Annotated in this window: 20 protein-coding genes and 1 tRNA gene; 13 read left to right on the top strand and 8 right to left on the bottom strand. The window is 62.4% G+C overall.

From position 1 onward, the window contains the following. Positions 1–57: 57 nt before the first annotated feature. From ACRC0P_RS00185 to ACRC0P_RS00205, 5 genes are all read right to left on the bottom strand, one after another. Complete coding sequence (locus ACRC0P_RS00185; protein ID WP_438627325.1) at positions 58–738, bottom strand: Bax inhibitor-1/YccA family protein; 681 nt, start codon at positions 736–738, stop codon at positions 58–60. A 242-nt stretch (positions 739–980) separates the two neighbouring features. Continuing rightward, a complete protein-coding gene (locus tag ACRC0P_RS00190) occupies positions 981–3,413 on the bottom strand; it encodes an endonuclease/exonuclease/phosphatase family protein (RefSeq protein WP_438627327.1) in 2,433 nt (810 codons plus the stop codon). Continuing rightward, a complete protein-coding gene (locus tag ACRC0P_RS00195) occupies positions 3,410–4,708 on the bottom strand; it encodes a glycosyltransferase (protein ID WP_438627329.1) in 1,299 nt (432 codons plus the stop codon). The genes ACRC0P_RS00190 and ACRC0P_RS00195 overlap by 4 nt, the downstream gene beginning before the upstream one ends. Beyond that, on the bottom strand, positions 4,705–6,945 hold the full coding sequence (locus ACRC0P_RS00200) for a hypothetical protein (RefSeq protein WP_438627331.1): 2,241 nt from the start codon (positions 6,943–6,945) through the stop codon (positions 4,705–4,707). Before ACRC0P_RS00200 ends, ACRC0P_RS00195 begins: the two co-directional genes overlap by 4 nt. After that, the gene (locus tag ACRC0P_RS00205) at positions 6,945–7,655 is read right to left on the bottom strand and encodes a TVP38/TMEM64 family protein (protein WP_438627333.1); all 711 of its coding nucleotides are present in this window, start codon (positions 7,653–7,655) and stop codon (positions 6,945–6,947) included. Before ACRC0P_RS00205 ends, ACRC0P_RS00200 begins: the two co-directional genes overlap by 1 nt. A 232-nt stretch (positions 7,656–7,887) precedes the next feature. Here ACRC0P_RS00205 and ACRC0P_RS00210 point away from each other — a divergent pair, with 232 nt between their 5' ends. Continuing rightward, a complete protein-coding gene (locus tag ACRC0P_RS00210) occupies positions 7,888–8,643 on the top strand; it encodes a TorF family putative porin (RefSeq protein WP_438627335.1) in 756 nt (251 codons plus the stop codon). Between the two features lie 526 nt (positions 8,644–9,169). Here the strand turns inward: ACRC0P_RS00210 and ACRC0P_RS00215 are convergent. Continuing rightward, a tRNA-Ser gene (locus tag ACRC0P_RS00215) sits at positions 9,170–9,257 on the bottom strand. Between the two features lie 266 nt (positions 9,258–9,523). Next, a complete protein-coding gene (rne, locus tag ACRC0P_RS00220) occupies positions 9,524–12,439 on the bottom strand; it encodes a ribonuclease E (RefSeq protein WP_438627337.1) in 2,916 nt (971 codons plus the stop codon). Positions 12,440–13,340: 901 nt separating this feature from the next. Between rne and ACRC0P_RS00225 the strand changes: the two genes are divergently transcribed. Both ACRC0P_RS00225 and ACRC0P_RS00230 read left to right on the top strand, forming a co-directional pair. Beyond that, the gene (locus tag ACRC0P_RS00225; RefSeq protein ID WP_438627361.1) at positions 13,341–14,267 is read left to right on the top strand and encodes an RluA family pseudouridine synthase; all 927 of its coding nucleotides are present in this window, start codon (positions 13,341–13,343) and stop codon (positions 14,265–14,267) included. Between the two features lie 180 nt (positions 14,268–14,447). Further along, positions 14,448–15,092: an HAD-IA family hydrolase gene (locus tag ACRC0P_RS00230; RefSeq protein WP_438627339.1), complete on the top strand. Its 645-nt coding sequence runs from the start codon at positions 14,448–14,450 to the stop codon at positions 15,090–15,092. A 47-nt stretch (positions 15,093–15,139) separates the two neighbouring features. Here the strand turns inward: ACRC0P_RS00230 and ACRC0P_RS00235 are convergent, their stop codons facing one another. Then, the gene (locus ACRC0P_RS00235; protein WP_438627341.1) at positions 15,140–15,724 is read right to left on the bottom strand and encodes a Maf family protein; all 585 of its coding nucleotides are present in this window, start codon (positions 15,722–15,724) and stop codon (positions 15,140–15,142) included. Positions 15,725–15,809: 85 nt separating this feature from the next. Between ACRC0P_RS00235 and ACRC0P_RS00240 the strand changes: the two genes are divergently transcribed. From ACRC0P_RS00240 to tmk, 10 genes are all read left to right on the top strand, one after another. Further along, positions 15,810–16,352 carry a YceD family protein gene (locus ACRC0P_RS00240; protein WP_438627343.1) on the top strand — a complete coding sequence of 181 codons (543 nt, stop codon included), beginning with the start codon at positions 15,810–15,812 and terminating at the stop codon, positions 16,350–16,352. A 60-nt stretch (positions 16,353–16,412) separates the two neighbouring features. Continuing rightward, positions 16,413–16,604, top strand: a complete 192-nt coding sequence (gene rpmF / locus ACRC0P_RS00245) for a 50S ribosomal protein L32 (RefSeq protein ID WP_438627345.1) — start codon at positions 16,413–16,415, stop codon at positions 16,602–16,604. A 3-nt stretch (positions 16,605–16,607) separates the two neighbouring features. Next, entirely contained in the window at positions 16,608–17,627 is a 1,020-nt protein-coding gene (gene plsX / locus ACRC0P_RS00250; protein ID WP_438627347.1) for a phosphate acyltransferase PlsX, read from the top strand. A gap of 38 nt (positions 17,628–17,665) precedes the next feature. Continuing rightward, positions 17,666–18,610 carry an ACP S-malonyltransferase gene (gene fabD, locus ACRC0P_RS00255; RefSeq protein WP_438627349.1) on the top strand — a complete coding sequence of 315 codons (945 nt, stop codon included), beginning with the start codon at positions 17,666–17,668 and terminating at the stop codon, positions 18,608–18,610. A gap of 24 nt (positions 18,611–18,634) precedes the next feature. Next, positions 18,635–19,390 (top strand): 3-oxoacyl-ACP reductase FabG, encoded by a 756-nt coding sequence (fabG, locus tag ACRC0P_RS00260; protein ID WP_438627351.1) that lies wholly within the window; start codon positions 18,635–18,637, stop codon positions 19,388–19,390. A gap of 226 nt (positions 19,391–19,616) precedes the next feature. Further along, positions 19,617–19,853, top strand: coding sequence for an acyl carrier protein (acpP, locus tag ACRC0P_RS00265; RefSeq protein ID WP_067080870.1), 237 nt, complete (start codon positions 19,617–19,619; stop codon positions 19,851–19,853). Between the two features lie 161 nt (positions 19,854–20,014). Next, complete coding sequence (gene fabF / locus ACRC0P_RS00270) at positions 20,015–21,256, top strand: beta-ketoacyl-ACP synthase II (RefSeq protein WP_438627353.1); 1,242 nt, start codon at positions 20,015–20,017, stop codon at positions 21,254–21,256. 60 nt (positions 21,257–21,316) lie between these two features. Beyond that, a complete protein-coding gene (locus ACRC0P_RS00275; protein WP_438627355.1) occupies positions 21,317–22,087 on the top strand; it encodes an aminotransferase class IV in 771 nt (256 codons plus the stop codon). Further along, entirely contained in the window at positions 22,084–23,157 is a 1,074-nt protein-coding gene (gene mltG / locus ACRC0P_RS00280; RefSeq protein WP_438627357.1) for an endolytic transglycosylase MltG, read from the top strand. The genes ACRC0P_RS00275 and mltG overlap by 4 nt, the downstream gene beginning before the upstream one ends. A 2-nt stretch (positions 23,158–23,159) precedes the next feature. Next, on the top strand, positions 23,160–23,795 hold the full coding sequence (gene tmk / locus ACRC0P_RS00285; RefSeq protein WP_438627359.1) for a dTMP kinase: 636 nt from the start codon (positions 23,160–23,162) through the stop codon (positions 23,793–23,795). The last annotated feature ends 22 nt before the right edge of the window (positions 23,796–23,817 follow it).

Below are 23,817 nucleotides of genomic sequence, written 5' to 3' on the forward strand. Positions count from 1 at the left end.
CGCGATCAGATATCGATCGCGGGCATGGCCCGCTCCTACAGAGTGATTGCCTCAGCATCAATCGTCGGAGGCAAAGCCGAAGAGATGCAGCAGGGCGGTGAACAGGTTCAGGATATCCAGGTACAGGGCAGTGGTGGCCATCAGGTAGTTGGTCTCGCCGCCGTTGATGATCCGGCTGGTGTCGTAGAGGATAAAGCCGGAGAACAGCAGCGCGATCACACCGCTCAGCACCACGCTGGCCAGCGGCATATATACGCCGAACATGCTGGCGATCATCATGCCCAGGGCGCAGACCAGTACCGCAATGAGGCCCACGAACAGGAAACCGCCCATAAAACTGAAATCCTTGCGGGTAGTCAGCACGTAGGCGGACAGCGCGAAGAAAATCAGTGCGGTGGTGCCCAGGGCCTGCATGACGATCTGCCCGCCACCGGCGAGACCCAGATAATACTGCAGTATTGGCCCCAGAGAGGCGCCCAGCAGGCCGGTAAATGCGAACACCACGCCGACACCGGCGGCGGAGTTGGCGGTGCGCGGCAGGACGAACCAGACCAGCACGATGGCGGCGATGGAACAGATCAGCCCCATGCCACGCCCCATACCGATCGCCATGGCGATGCCGGCGGTGAAGGCGCTGAACAATACTGTCATGGCCAGGAGGGCATAGGTATTGCGCAGTACCTTGGACGTTTCCGCGCGGTCCAATGCCCGGGATTGTGTGTAAACTTGCGGCTGCATTAGCAACTCCTGCTATTAATCCAATGATGTGAAGGAATCATATAGGCGGCTAGTTGGACCTTCAAGGGGAACCGGAGTTCGTTTTCTCGAATCGGGGACCGCGGGGCCATAGATACTCTGTTTCAAATCAAGCTCTGGTCATACCGGCGCACGCCGGTATCCAGTCCAACCTGGGTTCCGGCACCGGATCGGGTTCGGTTCCTGCGCGGGAACGGCGACAATGCGCCGCCGGGGCGAACCACTCAATCCTCCCCACCCACCACCAGGTCCGCAATCAACGGCAGATGGTCGGAGGCCTGCCGGGTGAGTTCGGTCCGCGGCACCAGTATCCGGTTCACCTCAAGGCCGGGCTCCACAAAGATATGGTCGATGCGCACCTTGGGCATGCGGCTGAAGAAGGTACCCAGGGGGATGTGTTCGGGCGCCTTGATCTGGGCGTCGTGCAACTGGCTTCCCAGGCGCTTGCACTCGATGGAGCCGGGCAGGGCGTTGAAATCCCCGAGCAGCAGCCTGGGCCCCCGGCACTCCGGGTGTGCCAGCCATTCGGGGCCGAGCAGGGCCTCCACCTGGCGCAGCCGCTCGGCCTTGGACAGGCCCAGGTGGGTGTTGAGCACCTGCACCGGCTTGCCGTTGTATTCCACTTCCACCCACACTGCGCCCCGCGGCTCCCGCGCGGCGGGGTTGAAGCGGGAGACCGTGCCGCCTGCGGGGGGGCCAGGCAGTATGTCTTTCTTGACCAGGCGCATCGGCAGACGGGAGAGAATGGCATCGCCGTAGCGCTCCTCCTCCATATGGAGCGCCGGATGGAAGTGATAGTCCATCGCCAGCAGGCGGGCGATCCGCTCCGCCTGGTCCAGGCCGCCGCTCCTCTGCCGCTTTACGTCCAGCTCCTGCAGTGCCACCACATCCGGGTGGTAACGGGCGATGATCCGCGCGATGCGTTGGGGGGACAGCTTGCCGTCTACACCGCGGCAGCTGTGCACGTTGTAGGTCATTACCCGCAGGGTTTTGACCGGGGCGGTGCGGGGTGCCGCCGGTGCCGGCCTGGCACCGCGCAAAAAGAGTCTGGCGGCGGAGCGCAGTTCCTCCGGACGCCAGTAACCGCGCTCCGGGTCCGGCGACGGAATATCCGCGGGCATCAGCGCGAAAGCGTGGGTCTCGTTGGGGCCTATGCCGCCGTGGCTGCCGTTCTCCATGGCGAAGGTCATGGGTTCGCGACCCGCACACCAGCCGAACATCATGAAGTCCCCGGCGTCCGTATGGCGGCAGAGCTGGGCCATATCCTCGATGGTCTCCATCGGGAAAGGGTGGCCGCTGCCCAATAGTTGCGGGCCATCCTCCGGCAGGCGCACCGGCCCCTTATACCACCAACCGTGGACCGGTGAGGCGGGGTCTGAAGGGTCCGTGCGGTAGAGCACCAGCGGTACTTCCGCCTTCTCAACGATCCGCCGCGCCACCTGTTCCCGCGGAGTACTGTCGAGTTCCAGGTTGTAGAGCATGGCCACCGGGCCCAGGGCGGCCAGGGCCAGGCGCGGTTCGTCGCCCCGATATTGCGGGCTGTCCTCCGGGATCATTTTCTGTATCCACTCGCTGCCGAACAGCCGCGCCCGCTCCAGTTGCATGCCGCGCCGGCCGTTGCTGTGGTAGCCGCGGGGCTCTGTGGGTAGGTCCGCCAGCGCTTCGGTGAGGGCATCCCCCAGGGTGCGCCCGTGCCGCTCCTCATAGGGCTGCGCCTGTTCCTGGCCGTGGTCGGAGAAGATCCACACGTCGTAGTTGCGCCTGTCGGAGCGGTGTGCGGCGCGCCAGATACGCGCGATGGCGTCGTCTATGCCCTTGAGGGTCCAGTGGGCGAAGCCCGAGTTGGGGCCGCGGCGGTGGGACTGCTCGTCGTATCCCAGCAGATTCACGTAGATCACCGGCAGGCCGCGGGCGATGTCGATCTTGACCCCGATGGTGCATAGTTCCCGCATCAGGATGGTAACCGCGACGCGCGTGGGCACGAACATCAGTTCCCGCATCAGGTCCTGGCCCTGGATAACGCCGCGCACGCAGTCCACCAGCGCCAGCGCCCCTTCCACGACCACCAGCGCGCCGGTGCGCACCAGGCTCCAGGCGTTGGTGATCAGCATCAGTAGCATTTTCAGTGGGCCCGCCTCGCGCAGTGCCGGGCCCCAGCCGCGGTCCGCCGGGCAGAAGTGAGCCTCGCCGTGTTCGGCGCCTGCGCGAAACAGGCTGAGGTAGCAGCTGCCGCCTCTCAGCAATGGGTTGCGGTACCTGGCGGTAATTTTCTCCTCTACCCGCGCGGCCACTTCCGGGTCGTACATGCGCACCAGTTGCTGGGAGTCGCGCGCCATGAAACTGAAGGCGGGAACTGCCTGCCGCACGCCGTAAAACAGCTCCGCCTGTACCGCCGGGGTGGTGGTGGGTATACCGGGATAAAGGTGTTCGAGGTGGTAGTGTTCCCTGTCCATCAGCCGTTTCAGAAACGGCATTCGGCCTTTGGTCAGTGCTTTTTCCAGTTGCGGATGGGCCAGGCCGTCGATCTGGATCAGGATCAGCCCGGGGGCGCTGGACGGCGATTTGCTGGTGGGCAGGCCCAGCAGCCGGGCCATCCATTCGCTGCGGCTGAAACGGCGGCGCCAGCGGCGCAGTGTGGTCTCTATACGTCCGATCATTGCCGCCCGGATGGTGTTTGGGTGTGGGTGAAGGCGGCGCCCGCGGCACCGGTAACGCCTTCGATGATTTCCCATTGGGCGCCGATCAGATTGCGCAGGCGCATCCACTGGGCGTACAGGGAGTCGTCCAGCGACCAGGGATGTTCGAGCAGCGGCCGGTACAGCTGCAGGGCGCGCTCGGCGCAGCTTTCCATGGAGAAGTCCTCCGCGGTGCGCAGTGCCCGCTCGTGCAGCTTCCGGCGCTCCGGCAGGGGCAGGTCCTGCAGCCACTGCAGGGCGTCGACAAAGTCACCGCCGTGCTGCCGCGGCAGCAGGCGGCCGTTTTCCCCATCGCGCACCACTTCGCGGGTACCGTTGGCATCCAGCGCGATCACCGGTACGCCGGCGGCCATGGCCTCGGTGAGCACCATGCCCTGGGTCTCACTGGTGGAGGCGAATACAAAGGCATCCATGGCCGCGTAGGCGTCCCGCTGCGCCTCTCCCTGCAGCGTTCCCGGCATATGCAGGCGGCCGGCCAGTCCGCGGGCGGCAAACTGCCCGGTGAGCTGCTCAGTGACAGGGCCGGAGCCCACGATTAAAAAGTGCGCACAGGTATTTTTCTGCATAAATTCCGCCACTGCGCCGGCGAGGAATTCCAGGTTTTTTTCCGGCGCCAGACGCCCCAGGTGTCCGAGCAGCAGGGCCGATTCCGGTATGCCGAACCGGGCCCGCGCCCGGCGCCCATCGCCGCCGCGGAAGTTCTCCAGCTGCACGCCGGTGGGCACTTCCGCGATGGAGGTTTTCACTCCGCGCTCGTGGAGCAGTTTGGCAATGCTCAGGCTGGGTGCGAATACCAGGCTGGCGAGATTGGCGTAGCGGGTGGCCAGCTCGATGACGAAGCGCTTCAGTGCCTGGGAGTCCGCCGGCACGTAGTGGGTATAGCGCTCGTAGAGCGTGTGGTGGGTGAAAACCAGCGGCAGCTGCCGCGAGCGGGCGATGCGCAGTGCGGTCATGCCCAACAGAAACGGGTGGTGGGAGTGCACGATATCCGGGCGGAATTCGTTGAGCCTTTCGCTCAGGTGTCCGGAAAAGGGCAGGGCTACGGAGAAGTCGCTGCCATTGAAGTTCTGGATCGCGGAAATGCGCACCACGTCCCCCTCGTCTTCGTCTGTCTCGCCGCCGGTATGCGGAAACTCCGGTGCGACGATCAAGACCCGGTGGTCGCGTTTGCGATATTCCTCGCTGAACGCCGCGACCGATCGGGCCACGCCGCCTACATGGGGAAGGTAGGTATTGGTGAGCATCACGATATTCATTGGCGCGACAGCTCCACACTGCTGGCGCCGGGCGCAGCTGTCACCGGGACGTAACCGAGGGCGCGCACTTGAATCGGGGGAGTCGCCCGGTGCCATTTTGCGCTCCAGGTTACCCTGGGTTTGCTGCCGGGAGCTATTTCCAGTGAGAGGGTGCCGAAGCGGGTCGGTGCGGGGCCGAAGCGAATGGAGCCGGCAGACGGCTCCGCCAGCCACTCTTCGGGCAGGCCGGAGGCGAGGATCAGGGCCTCCCCTTCTTCGCGTACAAAACAGTTGCGTTGCATGGTTATCCACTCCGCCGCTGCCCAGGCGTGCTGGCCATCGCCCATGCAGCCGCCCAGGGAGTGCGGGTGGATGGCCTCCGGCCATTGCCCGGTGGGGGACGCCAGCCTGGCCACATTGCGCATCAATTTTACACAGCGGGCGTCCCCGGCGCGCAGCAGCACTTGGGCGATATGCAGGGTGAGGTAGGCGTTGATGCCGGAGTGAATCATATCCTGAAAGAAGCCGCCACTGACAAAGCACTTGTCCATCAAAAACTCCGCAAGATCCATCAATCGGGCGTCATCCGGTGGATACAGCTGCAGCGGATAGCCGGCGGCGATGGAGCCGATGGCACCGGCGTCCAGGCGCCGGTTGGGGGAGGCGGGCATGGCGGGCCTGCCCAGGCGCCCGGCGGCGTCGGCGAGACTTTCGTCGATGGTTCTCTGGAGATCTTCGGCCTGGGCGACGAAGGTTTTGCCGTCACTCTCCAGTCCTTCCCGTCGGCAGATCGCCGCGGCGGCGCTCAGGCCGGCGACTCCCCAGAAGTCGTCCCAGTAGTAACAGTCGTTGGGGCCTAGGTGTTCCGCGCTGAAGCCCGCCGGCAGCAGGCCGCCGCAGCGGCTGCCGTCGCGGGGCAGTCGTTTGGCGTCTATCCAGCGCGCCCCGCGCAATACCGCCTCGCGCCAATCGGACTTCAGGGTGCGGTTGGTGAACTGGCAGAAGAGGTCGAAGATCCACAGTGCCTCGCCGTTGGAATCCCATTCGCCATCCTGGGAATGGAAGAATCCGTCGTGTTTCTGCCGGTGCGGGAACTGGTCCAGTGCCCGCTCGGCCCGTTCAACCAGACCGGCGTGCAGCAGCGACTGGATCATGAACGCGGCGTCGCGAAACCAGAATCTCTTGTAAGTGTAGGGCCCCGGGTACACGTCTTTCGGGGAGTGCAGCACCAGGGTGCGGATGGCGGCATCGTAGAGAAACTGCAGCTTCTCGTCCGGCACCGTCATGGCGCAGTGGTTTTGCAGGTTGTCCTGCCAGCTTGCCGGCAACCTGCTTTTGCGCCGGCCGCTGTGCAGAGGGACCCTTGCCTTGGCGTGCAACGGCTTGCCGGGCTCGATGCGAAACAGCGCGGCGGCGGTGGCCATGCCGACATCGCATTCGCCGTGTACCTGGACGGCCTGCTCCGCCAGGCGCAGGAAAATATCGCCGTGGCGGTAATCGGAGGCCAGGTGGCGGTCCACCGGGCGGTCGAATTCCACTGCGGTTTTTTCCTCGATCAGCCAGTGGCGCCGGTCGTCGTCGAGGCGCACTTTGTGCACGAAACTCACTCCCTCCGGGTTGCAGGGGCGCAGGGTAACCACCAGCCAGCCGCCGCCGGCACTCCGCGCCTGCAGTTCCAGCAGGCAATGGCTGTCGTCGCTGTCCAGTTCCACTTTTGCGCGGTTGTGCAGATAGAGTTCACCGAGGGTACTTTCGGTAACCACAGAGGTATTTTCGTCCATTTCCAGGCGTTGGTCGCAACTCTTCAGTTGCGATGGAATCAATTGTTCCCCCTCATCGCCGATCACCCAGGCGTCGATGGACCAGCCGTCGTAATGGGGAGTGAGCAGGCCGCGAGGATCCACGATCGGTATTTCCTCGCAGTCGGGAATTCCCACCGCAGTCCAGTTGCGGTGGCTCAGGTTGCAATGGGTGATAGAGAAGGCGCGCGGTATAAAGGACTCGTCGCGGGGATTGAACTGGCGTTCGATCCAGTAGGGCCAGACCCAGTCCAGATTGTGCTGGATCACCTTGCTGTTGATCAGTGCGCGGGCGTGAAAAACCATTCCCGCACGCAACAGTTCGACGGGCTCGCTCACCTCCGAGGGTTCGGCAAAGCGCTGCATTCTCGCCATCACTGACATGGGATCGAGGAAGCCATGGGCCGTTGCAAATTTGCGCACGAAAAAACGCCAGGGCAGCCATTTCATCCAGGGCATCAGAGATCCTCTCGGTCGATTTTCCTCGCCAGCGCACGGCGGGCCATGCGGGTCAACCCGATCACCGCGATCACCGCCAGCACGAACCCCATGATGTAGAAAAACCACTGCAGTGGAGTGCGTTCAGTGGGTGCGCTCCCTATGGTAGCGAGGTCCGAGGCGATGGAACCCAGGTAGACATTGTTCAGGCTGTAGGGAATGACGCCGATCAGGTTGCCGAGTGCGAAATCCCGCAGGCGCAACGGCGTCAGGCCAAAAAAATAATTGGAGAGCTTGAACGGAAAGAGAGGCACCAGCCGGGTCAGCATCACCATACGCCACCCCTCATCCCTGATTATCTCGCCGAGGTCGGGAGGCTTGATATGTGACATCAGCCAGCGCGACGGCCGCGGGCCGAACAGGTAGCGCGCGATCAGGAAAGCCAGGGTCGCCCCCAATGCCGTGCCGGCGACAACCAGCAGGGTACCCTTCACGACGCCGAATACAAAGCCGGCGCCCATGGTGAAAATGACCCCGGGCAGGAGCACCACAATCGCTGCGGCCATGATCAGGATAAACAGCAGGCTCGCCTGCCAGCCGCGACTCTCCAGCCACTGTAGTACGGCTACAATCCGCTCGTCCAGGTCGAAGTAGAAAAGCAGGGCCAACACGGCGGCTACGACCAGGATACTGATCAGGATGATCCACACGAGGGAATGCTTTGCCGTCATGTTCCCGCCCGATAATAGCTCGAAGACCGCAACTTTTAGCGTTTGCCAACTTATAGACTAGTCAAATGAAGCGGGTTCTGGGCGGGACCTGCAAGTCTACCGAAGAGGTATAACCGTCTTGCAAAATGGCGCTGAGCGGCTATATGAAAGTGTGGCATGGAAAAAGGTTGCGATCAGCACTGGCGAGGAATCGGAAGTGTTGCCGGTCAGCCAAGTACCAAGGGAGTGGATAGTGATACATTTTGATCCCCGTGTTCTTGCTCCGGCAGCTGTGGCCATATTGTTCAGCGGAGCGGTGCAGAGCGCGGAAGAAGAGGACGCCTCTGATACCTCCGACAGGTACGGCAGCGTCAGCGGCAGCCTGTTGCTATCCAGCAACTACATGTTCCGGGGGATATCCAACTCCAACGACCGCCCCCAGGTCCGCGGCGACCTGAACTGGTCCCATGACGTCGGCTTATACGCGGGCATTTGGGCCTCCAATACGGATTTCGGCGGCCCTGGCAACAGCATGGAACTGGATCCTTATATCGGTTTTGCCGGCGATGTGGGGGAGACGCCTTTCAGCTACGATATCGGTTTCTGGTCCTACAACTACCCGGGCTCCGAATCCGATCTGGACTACCAGGAGTCCTACCTGGTGCTCACCTACAAGGTGGACAAATTTTCCGCCAAACCGAGCTTCTGGTACGCCGATAACTATTTTGGCAAGGACTTTCTCAACGGCGTTTCCTCCTTTGCCTACGACCTGACCTTGAGCTACGAATTCCCTCTGAATATCACTCTTTCCGGGGTGGTGGGGCGGCAGACTTTCGGCTCCAGCGCCGACGAACTCGACTACACCTATTACAGCCTGGCCCTGTCCAGGACTTGTGGCGATTTTTCCTTCGAATTGAGCTGGCACGATACCAATGGAATCGATCCGTTTCTGGCGGACCCGGAGCTGGCGGATGGGAAGGTGGTGGTTGGGGTGACGCGGAATTTTTGATGGATATTGAAATAGGGCAGGGATTGACTCGGGCAATGGAGTGGCGGCGCTCAAGCCAAGCATTGCCTGGTCAGTGTTGCCACATCAACTAACACCAGTCTGCCAATACGCGTATATGGCAAATTTTTTTGATCCAACTGGGACTCCACTTGTTGTTTCTGTAGGCCTGAAGCCTCTGCAAAGGCCGCCTTGGTCATCACTGGGTAAATGGAAATATGGATACCGGGGTAGGCCAAGAGAGCCAAATTGACTAAGGACAGGCGCCCCACATGGAAAGCGGGAAGGTTTCCTTGTTCCATTTGACCGCGAATTTGCCCCTCGCGTAGGCCTGATGTCTCAGCAAACCGCACCCTGGTCATTACGGGGGTGGAGAGAATGATAGGGGAGGATCGCTTTACGCTCTGCATTTGCCGTCCTGGCTTATGTCCCGTTAACACTTTGTTGACACTTCAACGAAAAGGGCGCAATCGATGCTGATCGACCGCGCCCTGATTCTTCATGACTCTTTGATTTTGAGTTCTTTATATGGCGGTGGGGCAGGGATTCGAACCCTGGGACCTGTTACAGTCAACGGTTTTCAAGACCGCCGCTTTCGACCACTCAGCCACCCCACCGAATTGTCCGGCGCATTATACCGGCCCGTTTGGCCGGTACAAGGGTTCGGATGTTTTTTTAGTAAGTTCAATGGGTTAGCTGTTTATTGATCAGCGCCATCCCCAACGCTGCCCCTTCGGGCTGTGCCTGCGGCACAGTCCAAACCGGCGATCCCTGCCGCTTTGTGATCAGCGCCATCCCTGGCGCTGGCCCTTCGGGCTGTGCCTGAGGCACAGTCCAAACCGGCAATCCCTGTCGCTTTGTAATCAGCCAGTCCTCGCTCGCGTTAGCTGGCCTCGGCCGACTCGTCACTACCGCTGTCGTTTGCCTGAGTCTCCTGGCGGGCGACGCGGGGGTCGTTGGCCGGGCGGGGCAGGGGGCGCGGGTTGTGTTCGATGGCCGCGGGCCGGGAGGTATCCAGCGGCTGCAGGAGTCCCTGGTCGCGGTGCTCGGTGATGATCGCCAGTTGCTGCAGCGGCTGGGGATTTTCCCGCGGATCGTTGCTGGCGCGACCGCGCGGTGTTTCCTCTACGGCTTCTGCTTGCGGGACAGTTGGGGTTTCCCCCGCCGCGGCCGGCGGTTCCTCTTCGGTCGGGGCTTCCCTCTTGGCAGGAACTGTGGTTGTCTCCGCTGCAGTAGGTGCGGGGGTCTCTGTGTCTGCTGCCTGCGGCTCGATGGCCGGGGCCTCTTCTACAGTTTCCGCTGCAGCAACCTCCTGCGGCTGGGGCTCGGCCTGTTTCTCCGGAGCAGCGGTCGCCGCAGTTTCAGCTTGTGGCGCTTCAACCGGGGCTGGCTGCTCTTCGACCGTCGGTGCGGTGCTTTCCGCGGCGGTTTCCCGGGCAGGTTCCTTTTCGGCCGGAGTCTCGGCTTTTACCTTTTCGCGTTTCTCTACCTTTTCACGTTTCTCTGCAGTCGGAGCGACGGGCTGGGCGGGAGCCTCTCTGCTTTCAGCGGTTTTGCTCGCGGATTTTTTCGCTTCACTCTCCGCTTCGTCGATGGCCTCGCTTACCTCCTGCTCCAGTTCTTCCTGGTTCTGGGCGACGGCCGCGGCGGCGACGTTGTCGCCGCGTCGGCCGCGACGGCGGGCCTGCGGGCGTCCGCGAACATTGCTGGGACGGCGCGCCGGGCGCTGCTCGGCTTCCTTCTTGGTTTCCTCCTTGGGTTCCTCCGCTGGGGCCTGGGTAGCTGCTTCGGCCTCTACCGCGGGCTGGGCTTCGCGGGGGCGCCTGTCTTCACCGCCACCCCCGCGGCGACGACGGCGGCGCTGGCCCTCACCGCGGGGGCGCTCGGCCGTGGTCTCGCGGCTTTCCCCGCGACCTTCCTCGCGCCTGCCCTTGCGGCTATCGTCGCGCTTGGCTTCGCGGCGATCCTCGCGTTTCTCCTCGCGTTTCTCCTCGCGGGGCCCTTCCCCGCGACGGCCGCCCCGACCGCGATTGCCGCGCTGGCTGCGACCGCGCGGCTGTTGCTTCTGGTAGCTCTTGCCGCGACCTTTGGACTTCTGGTGCTTTTTGGTCTTGTCCTCATCGCCGCTGAACAGCTCGGAAATAGCATTGATCAGCCGGCTGAACAGTCCGGGAACCGGTTTGGCCACCGGCGTGGGGGCCGGGGCGGTGTGTGCGATCTGCTGCACGGCGGGTTGGGCCGGCACACGCACCGGTTCTTCTTCCTGGCCGCTGGTGTCTTCGACGGTGCCGGAGATTTTGTAAGACGTCTCGATGGTGCCGGTTTCGTCGTCGCGGAGGCGCTGTACTTCGAAGTGCGGCGTTTCCATATCCGCGTTGGGTACGATCACCACGCGGGTTTTGTTGCGCGACTCGATCTGGGAGATGGCCTTGCGCTTCTCATTGAGCAGGTAGGTGGCTACGTTCACCGGGGTGATGGCGCGGATTTCCGCGCTACGCTCTTTCTTGGCCTCCTCTTCCACCAGGCGAAGGATGGACAGTGCCAGGGATTTGGTGCCGCGGATGGTGCCCTGGCCACTGCAGCGGGGGCAGACCCGGAAGGTGGTTTCACCCAGGGATGGGCGCAGGCGCTGGCGGGACATCTCCAGCAGGCCGAAGCGGGAGATGCGGCCGATCTGCACCCGAGCGCGGTCCATGCTGAGAGCTTTCTCCATGCGCTTTTCCACTTCGCGCTGGTTGGATTTGCTCTGCATGTCGATAAAGTCGATCACCACCAGGCCGCCCATATCCCGCAGGCGCAGCTGGCGGGCGATCTCGTCCGCGGCTTCCAGGTTGATGTTGCGCGCCGTCTCCTCGATGTCGCCGCCCTTGGTGGCACGGGAGGAGTTGATGTCGATGGAGACCAGGGCCTCGGTGACATCGATCACGATGGAGCCGCCGGAAGGCAGTTTCACTTCCCGCTCGAAGGCGGTCTCGATCTGGCCTTCGATCTGGTAGCGGTTGAACAGCGGGATGGCGTCCTCGTAGTACTTCACCTTGTTGACGTAGGCGGGCATCACCTGGCGGGCGAACTCCGCAGCCAGTTGGTAGGCGCCTTTTTCATCTACGATCACTTCGCCGATATCGTCGCGCATATAGTCGCGAATCGCGCGGATGATCACGTTGCTCTCGCGGAACAGGAAGTGGGGTGCTTTTGAGCTGTTCGCTTCCTTCTCGATGGCGTCCCAGAGTTGCAGCAGGTAGTTGAGGTCCCACTGCAGCTCCTCGCCGCTGCGGCCGACGCCGGCGGTGCGCACGATCATGCCCATGCCGGGGGGGACCTCCACGTTGGAGAGGGCATCGCGAAGTTCGGAGCGCTGGTCACCCTCGATGCGGCGGGAGATGCCGCCGGCGCGGGGGTTGTTCGGCATCAATACCAGGTAGCGGCCGGCGAGGCTGATAAAGGTGGTCAGCGCCGCGCCTTTGTTGCCGCGCTCTTCCTTGTCTATCTGCACGATGACTTCCATGCCCTCCTTGACCACATCCTTGATTTTGATGCGACCGTCTATGTCCTTGGGCTGTTTGGTGAAGTACTCGCGGGAGATTTCTTTCAGCGGCAGGAAGCCGTGGCGCTCTTCGCCGTAGTCGACAAACGCGGCTTCGAGGGAGGGTTCCACACGGGTAATTTTACCCTTGTAGATGTTGGCTTTTTTCTGCTCGCGGGTGCGATTTTCGATGTCCAGGTCGTAGAGCCACTGGCCGTCGACCAGGGCGACGCGAATCTCTTCCGGCTGAGTCGCGTTGATTAGCATTCTCTTCATGCGTGTCTTGTATCCTTGCGTTGCGCAAAGGGGACACTGAAGTTCGCAGGCTTTGTACGGTCGCCGCGCGGCGTCAAAGCCGCAGGGCGGGGCAGGGGGCGACCGGGGCGGCGCCGCCAAGGACTGGCGGTGCGGGCTCCGGTTGTCACACTGCTGTAACTCCGAATGCATTGCAGTTGGCGCCGCATTCGTTGGTACCTTTAGTACCCGTCAATAGTACTACCCAGTACCGATAATGCGGTTTGTCGCATCCGTGTACCGGGCGCCGCCCTCCGATCAGGGATCGCGGGTGGCGAGGTTTACGTCTTTTCGTTCGGCTCTGTTGTGACCGGCTTTTTGGCCAGCCTTTCGCTTCATGTTTTGCCGCCGGGCCGGCATCGCTGCCCGGGCTGCCAGTTCGGTCGCTGGCTATTTCGACAGAGCGGACGTAAGTGTTTGAGTCGTCCTTCCAAGCGCTGCGGGCTTCAGCCCGTCTTACCTTCGCGATAGTTACCCGCACTAATGCGGGGCGTTGTGGCCGGCGAGGCGCCCCTGGTCACAATTACAGGGGTGGCCTCACCGGCGAAGTTTTTTCAATGACGCGGCCCATCTATATCAAAAGAGGCGCGCACCGGCCGATTGGCGGTATTTTCTCCTGTTACGATGCCTGTGGCCCCTCTTAACAGGATGCCGCACATCGTCGAAAACCAGCCCCAATTCAGGCCGGCCGAATATAACACAGGCTGAAGGATGCTTCAATTGTGGCCGCCACAGGGGGAGCGCGCCGGATCGAGAGAAGCGGGGCGGTGCAATATTCAGGCGCGGCAGCTATTATGCGCCCATGCGAAGCGATCATCCCTCCGTCCCGGCCTCTCCGGCTCTACCACCCAATTCAACCCAGGCCTCTGGTGGCGTGCGGTTTCTGACTGTGCCAGGAGAACTGGCAGGCCAGCGGATTGACAATTTCCTGCAGGGGCGCCTAAAGGGCGTACCGCGCTCACGCATTTATCGCATCCTGCGCAAGGGCGAGGTGCGGGTGAATAAAGGAAGGGTGAAGGCGGAATACAGGCTGCAGGCGGGGGATGTGGTGAGAGTTCCCCCGGTGCGTACTGCCGACCAGGCACCCGCGCCGGTTGCCGGCGACCAACTGCGCCGGCTGGTGGAGCAATCCATACTGTACGATGCCGGCGGGCTGCTGGTGATTGACAAGCCGGCGGGGCTGGCAGTGCACGGCGGCAGCGGTGTGCGGCTGGGGCTGATCGAGGTATTGCGACAGATGTTTCCCCGGAGCCCGTTTATGGAGCTGGTGCACCGGCTGGACCGGGATACCAGTGGCGCGATCATGGTCGCGCGCAAACGCTCTGTTCTGTTGCACGTGCAGGCGGAATTGCGCGCGGGCAGGGTGGGCAAGTCCTATCTGGCCCTGGCGGCGGGAAAGTGGCCGCGAGGACGGCGCCTGGTGGAGGCACCCCTGCGCAAGAATACCCTGAAGAGCGGTGAGCGGATGGTGTCGGTCGATCCCTCAGGCAAGGATTCGGAAACCCGGTTTCAGGTGCTGGAACGTTTCCGCGATGCGACGGTGGTGTCCGCTGAGCCGGTCACCGGTCGCACTCACCAGATACGGGTGCACGCCCAGTTTGTCGGGTGTCCGCTGGCCGGTGATACAAAGTACGCACCGGACGAGGTAAATTGTGCCTTTCGCGAGCTGGGCCTGAAAAGGCTGTTTTTGCATTCGGCGAAGGTGAGTTGTTCCCTTCCAGGGGGCGAAAAGGTCAGCGTCGAGGCGGCCCTCCCGAAGGAGCTGGAATCCGTTCTGGCAGCTCTGCGCGGGCGCGGCGGAAGCAGGTAGGCCTGTTGGCACTGTGTCCGATAGCCCCGGTCTCCTCCCGATGCCCCCCCCTTAAGCAGTTGCTTGTCGTTTATTTAATGCGCTAAATCATGTTCTTCGCGCCTCGCTTGCCCGCTTCGGAGCGGCGGGCGCGGCTGTCGAGTTTAGTGTTATACAGGTTCTAAGTAGTAGGAAGTCGTTATGTTGGTAATCCTGGACTGGGATGGCACCGTCTGTAACTCCGAGGCGCGCATCGTCTCCTGTATGCAGCGCGCCGCCGAAGGGGTGGGTCTGCCGGTACCGGCTGCGGGAGCAGTCGGTAATATTATCGGTCTGGGGTTGCCGGAGGCGGTGGGAATCCTGTTTCCCGAGGTCGCCGATGACCAGCGCCAACGCTTGCGCGAGCGCTACTCGGAGGAATGGCTGGCGGCGCGCAGCGAGCCGCTGCCGCTGTTTGACGGGGTGCTGTCCACCTTCGACAGCCTGCTGGGCGCGGGTCACCAATTGGCGGTGGCCACTGGCAAGAGCCGCCGGGGACTGGAGCGCGAGTTTCGGGAGTTGGGGCTCGGGCCCATGTTTGTGGCCAGCCGCTGTGCCGATGAGACCGCTTCCAAGCCGGACCCGCGCATGTTGCGCGAGCTGCTGGTGGAAACCGGCTGCCCGGTAGAGGAGGCGGTGATGGTGGGGGATACGGTCTACGACCTGAACATGGCCGCGGCGATGGATATGGCTGCTATCGGGGTCAGCTATGGAGTCCACGACCGGGAGCGGTTGCAGGCTTGCGGCCCTCGAGCGGTTATCGACCGCTTCCCGGAGCTGTTGGAGTGGCCGCCACTGGGGGCCTGATTGAGTGGCCATTCTGCGGTTTGACCTGGGCAAGCCCCCACCGGGGCTCAGGCCAGCGGGTCCACGCCAAACGCTTCGAACATGGTAACCAATCGAATTAATGGAAGACCGATCAGGGAATTCATGTCCGAACCTTCCATTTTTTCGAACAGGGCTATCCCCAAGCCTTCCGCTTTAAACGAACCCGCACAATCGTAGGGCTTTTCTCTCTCCACATAGCGATCTATTTGCGCTCCGGTCAATCGGCGAAAGTACACAGTGAAGGTTTCCAATTCCGTACGCTGCTCGCCGCTGCCGGCATCCAGCAGACTGAGCCCGGTGTGGAAATGCACCGCTCGTCCGCGGCAAAGGCGCAGTTGCTCCACGGCCCTCTCGCGCCCTCCGGGCTTGCCCAGGATGCGGCCGTCACATTCGGCAACCTGGTCGGAGCCGATAATCAGTGCCCGCGGGTGAGCGGTGCGCAATGCCCGGGCCTTCTCCGCCGCCAGTCTTCGGGCCAGGTCCCGGGCGGCCTCTCCCGGCAGCGCTTCTTCATCTATATGGGGCGAGTCGGATTCAAAAGGTAGTTGCAGTTGTTTGAGCAGGGCCCGGCGGTAGGGGGAGCCGGAAGCTAGAATCAGGGGGCGGAGCATGGTGTTTTCCTGTGTAAATCGCCCGATCTTGCGGGGGCGGAATTGTTTTGACAAGGGTGGGGGTAGTCCATAGAATTGCGCGCTTATGTCGATGCCCCCCTCTAATGCTGCGCTGCCGCGCACTGTCGATGCTCGCAAGCTGGTGCAGCGCGAGCAGCGACTGACCGGAACGCTGCCTCGATCAGCGCTGCAGCGGCTGCTCTCGGCGGCCGAGTCCGTCGACGAGGATGTCCGGGCCGAGCTGACCTTTGCGCGGGATCTCCAGGGTCATTTGGCGGTGGACGGTGTGTTGCACTGTCGGGTACAGCTGCTCTGCCAGCGCTGTCTGGAGCCGGTGCCCGAAGAGATAGAGGCAACTTTTCGCTGGGGGGTGGTCTGGTCCGAAGAGCAGGGCAAGGCGCTGCCCAAGGACCTGGACCCGGTGATGCAGGAAGGCGATGAGCTGGACCTGTACGAAGTACTGGAAGAAGAGATTTTGCTCAATCTGCCCATGGTGGCCTACCATCGGAGGGAGTGTGTCGCCCGCGACCGCTTCCACTATGGTGAGGATGCCGGGGAGGCGGATGAGCAGCGGGAAAACCCCTTTAAAGTGCTGGAACAGTTGAAGGGTTCATCGCGCAAGCGGTGAGTTGGGCTCGCCGATGAGGCGCCCCGGTTCCGGTGTAATTTGTTATTTTAGGAGCAAGCCATGGCTGTTCAGCAAAACAAAAAGACCCGTTCCCGTCGCGGCATGCGTCGTTCCCACGATGCACTGGGTGGACCGACCCTGTCTGTCGACCCGACTACCGGTGAGAAGCATCGCCGTCACCACGTGACCAAAGACGGCTTCTACCGCGGCCGCAAAGTGATCGACGTCGGCGGCGCTGAAGCAGAAGAGTAAACTTTGTCCAGCCAATTGCGATTGGCCGTGGATGTGATGGGCGGGGACTTAGGTCCCCGCTCTGTCGTTCCGGCCTGTGTCAGATTCCTCAATCGATTCCCCCATGCGGAACTGGAACTCTTCGGTCCGCAGATCCAGCTTCAGGCACTCCTCGGCGAACAGCGGCAGCCCCAGTTGCACGGGCGGCTGCATATCACCTCTTGCGAGCAGGTGGTTACGCAGAGCTGCGATCCCATACAGGCGGTGCGCCGCAAGCGCGAATCCTCCATGGCCCGGGCGCTGCAGGCGGTGGCCCGCGGGGAGGTACAGGCGATGGTGACCTCCGGCAACACCGGTGCACTGCTTGCGCTCAGCCGCAGCATTCTGGGCACTATCGAGGGCGTGCGCCGGCCCGCGCTGGGCAAGTCCCTGCCCGCGGAAGCGGGGTCCTGCTTCCTGCTGGACCTGGGCGCCAATATCGACTGCACCGCAGAGGATCTGTTGCAATTCGCCCGCATGGGCATCGAGGCGCAACGGGTGCACACCGGTAAGCGGGATCTCCGGGTGGCGCTGCTGAATATCGGTGCGGAGGCGCACAAGGGGACGGAAGAAATCCGCCGCGCGGCGGAGTTGCTGGAGAAGGATCCAGTGATCCATTACGCTGGATTTGTCGAGGGGCACGATATTTTCACCGGCGTGGTGGATGTGGTGGTCTGCGACGGCCTGATGGGGAATGTGGCGATGAAATCCGCCGAAGGTGTCATTCGACTCATGGGTCAAAAGGCCTTCACCATCGAGAGAAAGAGCCCGATCACGCGCTTTTTTGGCCAGTTAGCCATAAAGCTGTTGCGAAAATGGCGCACACAGGTGGAACCCGCCCGCTATAATGGCGCCAGCTTTTTAGGGGTGAAGGGTAATGTGATCAAGAGTCACGGCGGCGCCAGCAGTGAGGCGTTCTACCGGGCGATGATCACTGCCAAAGAGTGTGCCGAAGCCGACCTGGCCGCCAGGCTGGGCCGCGCCATGGCGCAGGTAAAGGCGTAACGCCCCCAACCATTGCCAACCAGGTTTAAGGATGTTCCATGACCAATGCAAGGCTCGCATTTGTCTTCCCCGGCCAGGGCTCCCAGCAGATAGGTATGCTGGCGGATGCCGCGGCTGAGTTTCCCGAGATCCACACCACTTTTTCCGAGGCGTCCGATGTGCTCGGCTACGACCTCTGGGACCTGTGCCAGAACGGTGAGCAGGCGGATATCAACCTCACTGAGCGCACCCAGCCGCTGTTGCTCACCGCCAGTGTGGCGTTGTACCGGGCCTGGTGCGCCCACGGCGGAGTCCATCCTGCGAGAATGGCCGGCCACAGTCTGGGCGAGTGGTCGGCACTGGTGTGCGCCGGCAGTCTGGCCTTTACCCATGCCGTGCATCTGGTACAGGAGCGCGGCCGCCTGATGCAAAAGGCCGTGCCGGCGGGAGAGGGCGCCATGGCTGCAGTGATCGGCCTGGATGACACTGCGGTTGAGTCTGCCTGTGCCGAAGCGGCAGAGGGCGAAGTGGTGGCGGCGGTCAACTACAACTCCCCGGGCCAGGTGGTTATTGCCGGCAGCAGTGCTGCGGTGGAGCGTGCCATCGAGGCCTGCAAGAAAGCCGGAGCCAAACGCGCCATGCCGCTGCCGGTAAGCGCGCCTTTCCACACCGAATTGATGCGCCCGGCGGCGGAGAAGCTGGCGGCGCAGATTGAATCGACGGAATTTCACGCGCCGGAAATCCCGGTAATCCACAATGTGCATGCCCGCTCTGAGCCGGATCCTGCGGCCATCAAGGCATTGATGGTGGAGCAGATCTACAGCCCGGTGCGCTGGACCGGGTGTGTACAGGCCATGGTGGCCGACGGTACCCGGGAACTGGTGGAATGCGGGCCGGGCAAGGTGCTGGCGGGATTGGCCAAGCGCATTGATCGCAGCCTGACTTGCCACAACATCGACACCCCGGACCAATTTAATACCGCACTGCTGGCCGCTGCGGAGTAATACTCGAATTCGAGTGGAGCGACAATGACACTGACAACTTCCCTCAACGATAAAGTGGCCCTGGTCACCGGCGCCAGCCGCGGCATCGGTGCGGCCATAGCCGATACCTTGGGCGCCATGGGCGCCACGGTGATCGGCACCGCCACCAGTGCCTCTGGCGCGGAAAAAATCACCGCGCGCTTTGCTGAAAAGGGCATCTCCGGTGTTGGCAAGGAACTGGATGTCACCAGCGCAGAGAGTCTGGCTACACTGCTGGAATCAGTGAAAGAGAATTTCGGCGCACCAGTGATCCTGGTAAACAATGCGGGCATTACCAAGGATAATCTGCTGATGCGCATGAAAGACGAGGAGTGGGCGGAGGTGGTCGACACCAATCTTTCCGCGGTCTATCGTGTGACCAAGGCCTGCCTGCGGGATATGACCAAGGCGCGCTGGGGGCGGATTATCAATATCAGCTCCGTTGTGGGCAGCATGGGTAACGCCGGCCAGAGCAACTACGCGGCCACCAAGGCCGGGGTCGCCGGTTTCGCGCGCTCGCTGGCGGCGGAAGTTGGCTCTCGGGGTATTACTGTGAATACCGTGGCTCCCGGATTTATCGATACCGATATGACCAAGGGGCTCCCGGAAGCCCAGCGCGAAGCGCTGATGGGCCGGATCCCGCTGGGACGTTTGGGTACCCCCGAAGAGATCGCTTCAGTTGTCGCTTTTTTAGCCAGTGATGCGGGTGGATACGTAACCGGAGAGACCATTCATGTGAATGGCGGCATGTATATGGCCTGATATTTTTCCTCAAAAAATTGCTGTAACTGTTTGATTAACAAAGAGTTTGCAGTAGTGCTTTGGAGAGTGAAAGGCGGCGCATTACATCCCGAAAAAGTTGGGGTACAATGCCGCCTCGCATTAACCGAAGCTGTGTGAGCCGGTCGTTATCCCGCTTTGAATATCGCGGGGCGGAAATTGAAAACGACTACAACAGATTTTTATCCACTAGGAGTTAAATTGAATCATGAGCAGCATTGAAGAGCGCGTTAAAAAGATCGTTGCTGAACAACTGGGCGTGAAGGAAGAAGACGTAAAACCTGAAGCCTCATTTGTTGAAGATCTGGGCGCTGACTCCCTCGACACAGTTGAGTTGGTAATGGCTCTGGAAGAGGAATTCGAAACCGAGATCCCCGACGAAGAAGCCGAAAAAATTACAACTGTTCAGCTGGCCATCGATTACATCAAGGAAAACCTTGGCTAATTCCCGCTGGGTGGTTTGTAGCCGCCTGTTGCCCGATGCTGAAAGTATTGTGAAAGCCGTTCTATGTCGCATAGTGCGGCTTTCCTTTTATGTAGCGCTAAGCGAAAGTGACTGCCGGCTTAAATCCCGGTCGTCCTGAAATGATCTCGGGGGAAGCACGAGTGTCGCGTAGAAGAGTAGTCGTTACCGGAATGGGCGTGATCAGCCCCCTGGCCAATACCCTGGAAGATAGCTGGACCGCGATTCTCGCCGGCACCAGTGGAGCGGTACCTATCGAGTCTTTTGATGTCTCGGATTTTTCTACCCGCTTCGCCGCCACGGTAAAGGGTTTCGATCCCGCGCTCTACATGCCGGAAAAGGAAGCGCGCAAAATGGATGTATTCCTGCGCTTTGGCATGGCCGCGGGTATCCAGGCGATGGAAGACAGCGGCCTGGAAATTACCGAAAGCGATGCGCCGCGGATCGGTGCCTGTATCGGTTCCGGCATGGGCGGCATCGCCGAGATCGAACGCAACGCCATGCTGATCGCAGAGCGGGGCCCGCGCCGCGTTTCCCCCTTCTTTGTCCCGGGCGCCATTATCAATATGGTCTCCGGCAACCTGTCGATCAAATACGGAATGAAAGGCCCCAATCTTTCCACCACCACCGCCTGCACCACGGGCACCCACGCGGTGGGTCTGGGCTTGCGCACGATTCAGTACGGCGACGCCGATGTGATGGTGTGCGGTGGGGCCGAGATGGTTACCACCCCGGTGGGCCTGGGCGGTTTCTGCGCGGCGCGCGCGCTGTCCACCCGCAACGACGATCCCCAGCGGGCCAGCCGCCCCTGGGATGTGGATCGGGACGGCTTCGTGCTGGGCGAGGGTGCCGGGGTACTGGTGCTGGAAGAGTACGAGCGGGCCGTGGCGCGCGGGGCGAGGATCTACGCGGAACTGATCGGTTTCGGTATGAGTGGTGATGCACACCACATGACCTCGCCGCCGGAAGACGGCGCCGGCGCGGCCCTGTCCATGCGGAACGCGCTCAGGGATGCGGGCCTGGCGACGGACGGCATCCAGTACATCAACGCCCACGGCACTTCCACTCCCTTGGGAGATAAGGCGGAGATTCAGGCGGTGCACTCGGTGTTCGGTGCCGCCGCGGACAAGCTGGCAGTGAGTTCCACCAAGTCGATGACCGGCCACCTGCTGGGCGCCGCGGGAGCGGTGGAAGCTGTTTTCTCGGTGCTCGCCCTGCGCGATCAGGTGGCCCCGCCCACCATCAATCTCGAGACCCCGGACGAAGCCTGCAGCGGCATCAACCTGGTGCCTCAGGAGACCCAGGAGATGGCTATCGATGCGGTGTTGTCCAATTCCTTTGGTTTTGGCGGCACCAACGGATCGCTGATCTTCAAGCGGATCTGACCAATACCAAGACATTAGCGCCCGCCGGTTCCGGCGGGCGCATCTCTATCCGGGGGGATCATGACCACACTCCCGCTCTTCTTTGAAAAGGCTGCCGCCGTGGTCTCCCTGCCACCGGACGACGCCTACACCGACGGACTGCTCGAGACCATGCGCTGCCAGGGCGGCCGGCTGCCCCTGTGGCCCCTGCACCGCGCCCGCCTGCTTCGCTGCAGTCGGATGGGGGAGGGAGAGTTCGCCGAAATCGAGCAGGGCCTGGAGCGAGTCGCCGCCGACTGCCCGGTCCCGGCCGCCAAACTGCGTTTGCGCCTGGGGTATCGGGGCGGCCGTCGATGCTGGGATATCAGCCTGTTACCGCTGGAGCCCACGCCGGAGCTGGAAGAGGGTGTCCGTCTTTTCCTCTGTATGGGGCGGCTGCCAGCCGGTAAAACTGCCAACCCGGGCTGCAAATCCCTGGATCGCACGGGATATAATCGCGCCAAAGCCGAGTTGCCCCCCGGGGAGGCCTGCGATGGTCTGCTGTTGGACACTGGGGGGCGGGTGATCGAAAGCCTGCGCTGCAACCTGCTGGCAAGGCTGGAGGGCGCCTGGATCACACCGGACCTGAGACGCTGTGGGGTCCGCGGGGTAATGCGCGAATGGCTGGGTGCGCGGATTCCCTTGGGGGAAGCAGATATCGATCTCGAGATCTTGTGCGCCGCTGAGGAAGTGGCGCTGTGCAACAGCCTGCGGGGCGTTATGCCGGTACGGGAATTGATTGGCCATCGCCGTTGGCTTCCCGGCCCGGAGACCCGGAGGCTGCAGCGGTTGATTGCGGAAGAGTTGTGGTGAAGAAGAAACAATCTAAAGCGAAAAAGGGCCCCTGGCACCGCCTGCTGGGTGCCTCCGTCCTGTTGCTGCTGGTCGCAGCGGCTTCCCTGTGGACAATGCAGGCCGTCCTGGTGCGGCCGCTTGCGGTTGGGAGCGACGGGCTGCGTTTCGAAGTGAGCAGCGGCGGCAACCTGTCGCGGGCCCTCCGGGACCTGGAGCGGCGCGGCGTGGTCCAGTGGCCGCGGCTGGTGCTCGCCTATGCCTACTGGAAGGGCAAGACCGGAATCCATGCGGGCGAATACCTGGTGCCGGCGGGCAGTAACGCCAAGGACCTGGTGGAGCGCCTGAACCGCGGCGACGTCACCCGCTACCGGCTCACCCTGGTGGAAGGCTGGACTTTCCGTCAGGCCCTGGAGCAGGTACGCGCCGGCCGCAATATCGCAAAGTCGGAGGAGGGTGCGGACGCCGCCAGTGCCGCCCGCGCACTGGGCTTCGACGGCGAAAGCCCCGAAGGCTGGATTTTTCCGGACACCTATATCTACCACTCCGGCACTACGGATATCGAGCTGCTGCGGCAGGCCTACCGACGTATGCAGCGAATCCTGGAAGAGGAGTGGCGGGTTCGCGACGACAATCTCCCCTACAGCTCCTCCTATGAAGCGCTGATCATGGCCTCCCTGATCGAGAAGGAGACCGGCCAACCCTCGGAGCGCAGCGAGATTGCCGGTGTTTTTGTGCGCCGCCTGAACAAGGGCATGCGCCTGCAGACGGACCCGGCGGTGATTTACGGCCTGGGCGAGGAGTTTGATGGCAACCTGACCCGCGCCCACCTGCGGGAGTCAACCCCTTACAATACCTATGTCATCGACGGGCTGCCGCCCACACCCATCGCCCTGCCGGGGCGCGAAGCCATTCGCGCGGCGCTGAACCCGAAAGCGGGCGACAGCCTGTATTTTGTCGGCAAGGGCGACGGTTCGCATCACTTTTCGGCCACCCTGGCGGAGCACAACCGCGCGGTCCAGGAATACCAGCTGAAGCGCCGCGCGAACTATCGCTCCAGCCCGGCCCCGAAAGAAAACAGGGAAAACTGATTTTGCGGCGCGGAAAATTTATCACCCTCGAGGGTGGCGAGGGGGTGGGCAAGTCCACCAACCTCCAGTTCATTACCGGCTGGCTGCGGGATCGCGGGATCGCCTTTATACAGACACGGGAACCCGGCGGCACGCCGCTGGCGGAAGAACTGCGCGAGCTGCTATTGTGCAACCGCGACGAAGCGGTGGACCCCACAGCCGAACTGCTGATGGTCTTTGCCGCCCGCGCCCAGCATATCGCCCGGGTGATCGAGCCGGCGCTGGCCCGAGGCGACTGGGTGATCTGCGACCGTTTCACCGATGCCACCTACGCCTACCAGGGCGGCGGTCGCCAGCTCGACCGCACACTGATCGCCCAACTGGAGCAGACAGTGCAGGGAGACCTGCGCCCGGACAGAGTCCTGTTGCTCGATCTGGACCCGCAGACCGGCCTGGCCCGCGCCGCCGATATCGGTGCTGCCGACCGCTTCGAGAACGAACAGCTCGCCTTCTTCCTGCGAGTGCGCGCCGCCTATCGGGAGCGCGCCGAAGCGGCTCCGGAGCGCTACGCGGTGATCGATGCCGGAGAGCCGCTGGAGCAGGTGCAGCGACAGTTACAAACAGAGCTCGAACGGCTCGTTTCACCGCCATCCGAATAACCTGTAGGAGCGGGGCAAGGCC

Origin of the sequence: Microbulbifer sp. (assembly GCF_051659245.1) — a bacterium.
Lineage (GTDB): Bacteria > Pseudomonadota > Gammaproteobacteria > Pseudomonadales > Cellvibrionaceae > Microbulbifer.

Excerpts from the sequence above, each read along its gene's own strand:
- ACRC0P_RS00200 (WP_438627331.1), bottom strand. The coding sequence starts at position 6,945 with ATGCCCTGGATGAAATGGCTGCCCTGGCGTTTTTTCGTGCGCAAATTT.
- rpmF (WP_438627345.1), top strand. The coding sequence starts at position 16,413 with ATGGCTGTTCAGCAAAACAAAAAGACCCGTTCCCGTCGCGGCATGCGT.
- ACRC0P_RS00240 (WP_438627343.1), top strand. The coding sequence starts at position 15,810 with ATGTCGATGCCCCCCTCTAATGCTGCGCTGCCGCGCACTGTCGATGCT.
- ACRC0P_RS00275 (WP_438627355.1), top strand. The coding sequence starts at position 21,317 with ATGACCACACTCCCGCTCTTCTTTGAAAAGGCTGCCGCCGTGGTCTCC.
- ACRC0P_RS00230 (WP_438627339.1), top strand. The coding sequence starts at position 14,448 with ATGTTGGTAATCCTGGACTGGGATGGCACCGTCTGTAACTCCGAGGCG.
- acpP (WP_067080870.1), top strand. The coding sequence starts at position 19,617 with ATGAGCAGCATTGAAGAGCGCGTTAAAAAGATCGTTGCTGAACAACTG.
- ACRC0P_RS00190 (WP_438627327.1), bottom strand. The coding sequence starts at position 3,413 with ATGATCGGACGTATAGAGACCACACTGCGCCGCTGGCGCCGCCGTTTC.
- rne (WP_438627337.1), bottom strand. The coding sequence starts at position 12,439 with ATGAAGAGAATGCTAATCAACGCGACTCAGCCGGAAGAGATTCGCGTC.
- ACRC0P_RS00235 (WP_438627341.1), bottom strand. The coding sequence starts at position 15,724 with ATGCTCCGCCCCCTGATTCTAGCTTCCGGCTCCCCCTACCGCCGGGCC.
- ACRC0P_RS00205 (WP_438627333.1), bottom strand. The coding sequence starts at position 7,655 with ATGACGGCAAAGCATTCCCTCGTGTGGATCATCCTGATCAGTATCCTG.
- ACRC0P_RS00185 (WP_438627325.1), bottom strand. The coding sequence starts at position 738 with ATGCAGCCGCAAGTTTACACACAATCCCGGGCATTGGACCGCGCGGAA.
- fabD (WP_438627349.1), top strand. The coding sequence starts at position 17,666 with ATGACCAATGCAAGGCTCGCATTTGTCTTCCCCGGCCAGGGCTCCCAG.
- fabG (WP_438627351.1), top strand. The coding sequence starts at position 18,635 with ATGACACTGACAACTTCCCTCAACGATAAAGTGGCCCTGGTCACCGGC.
- ACRC0P_RS00195 (WP_438627329.1), bottom strand. The coding sequence starts at position 4,708 with ATGAATATCGTGATGCTCACCAATACCTACCTTCCCCATGTAGGCGGC.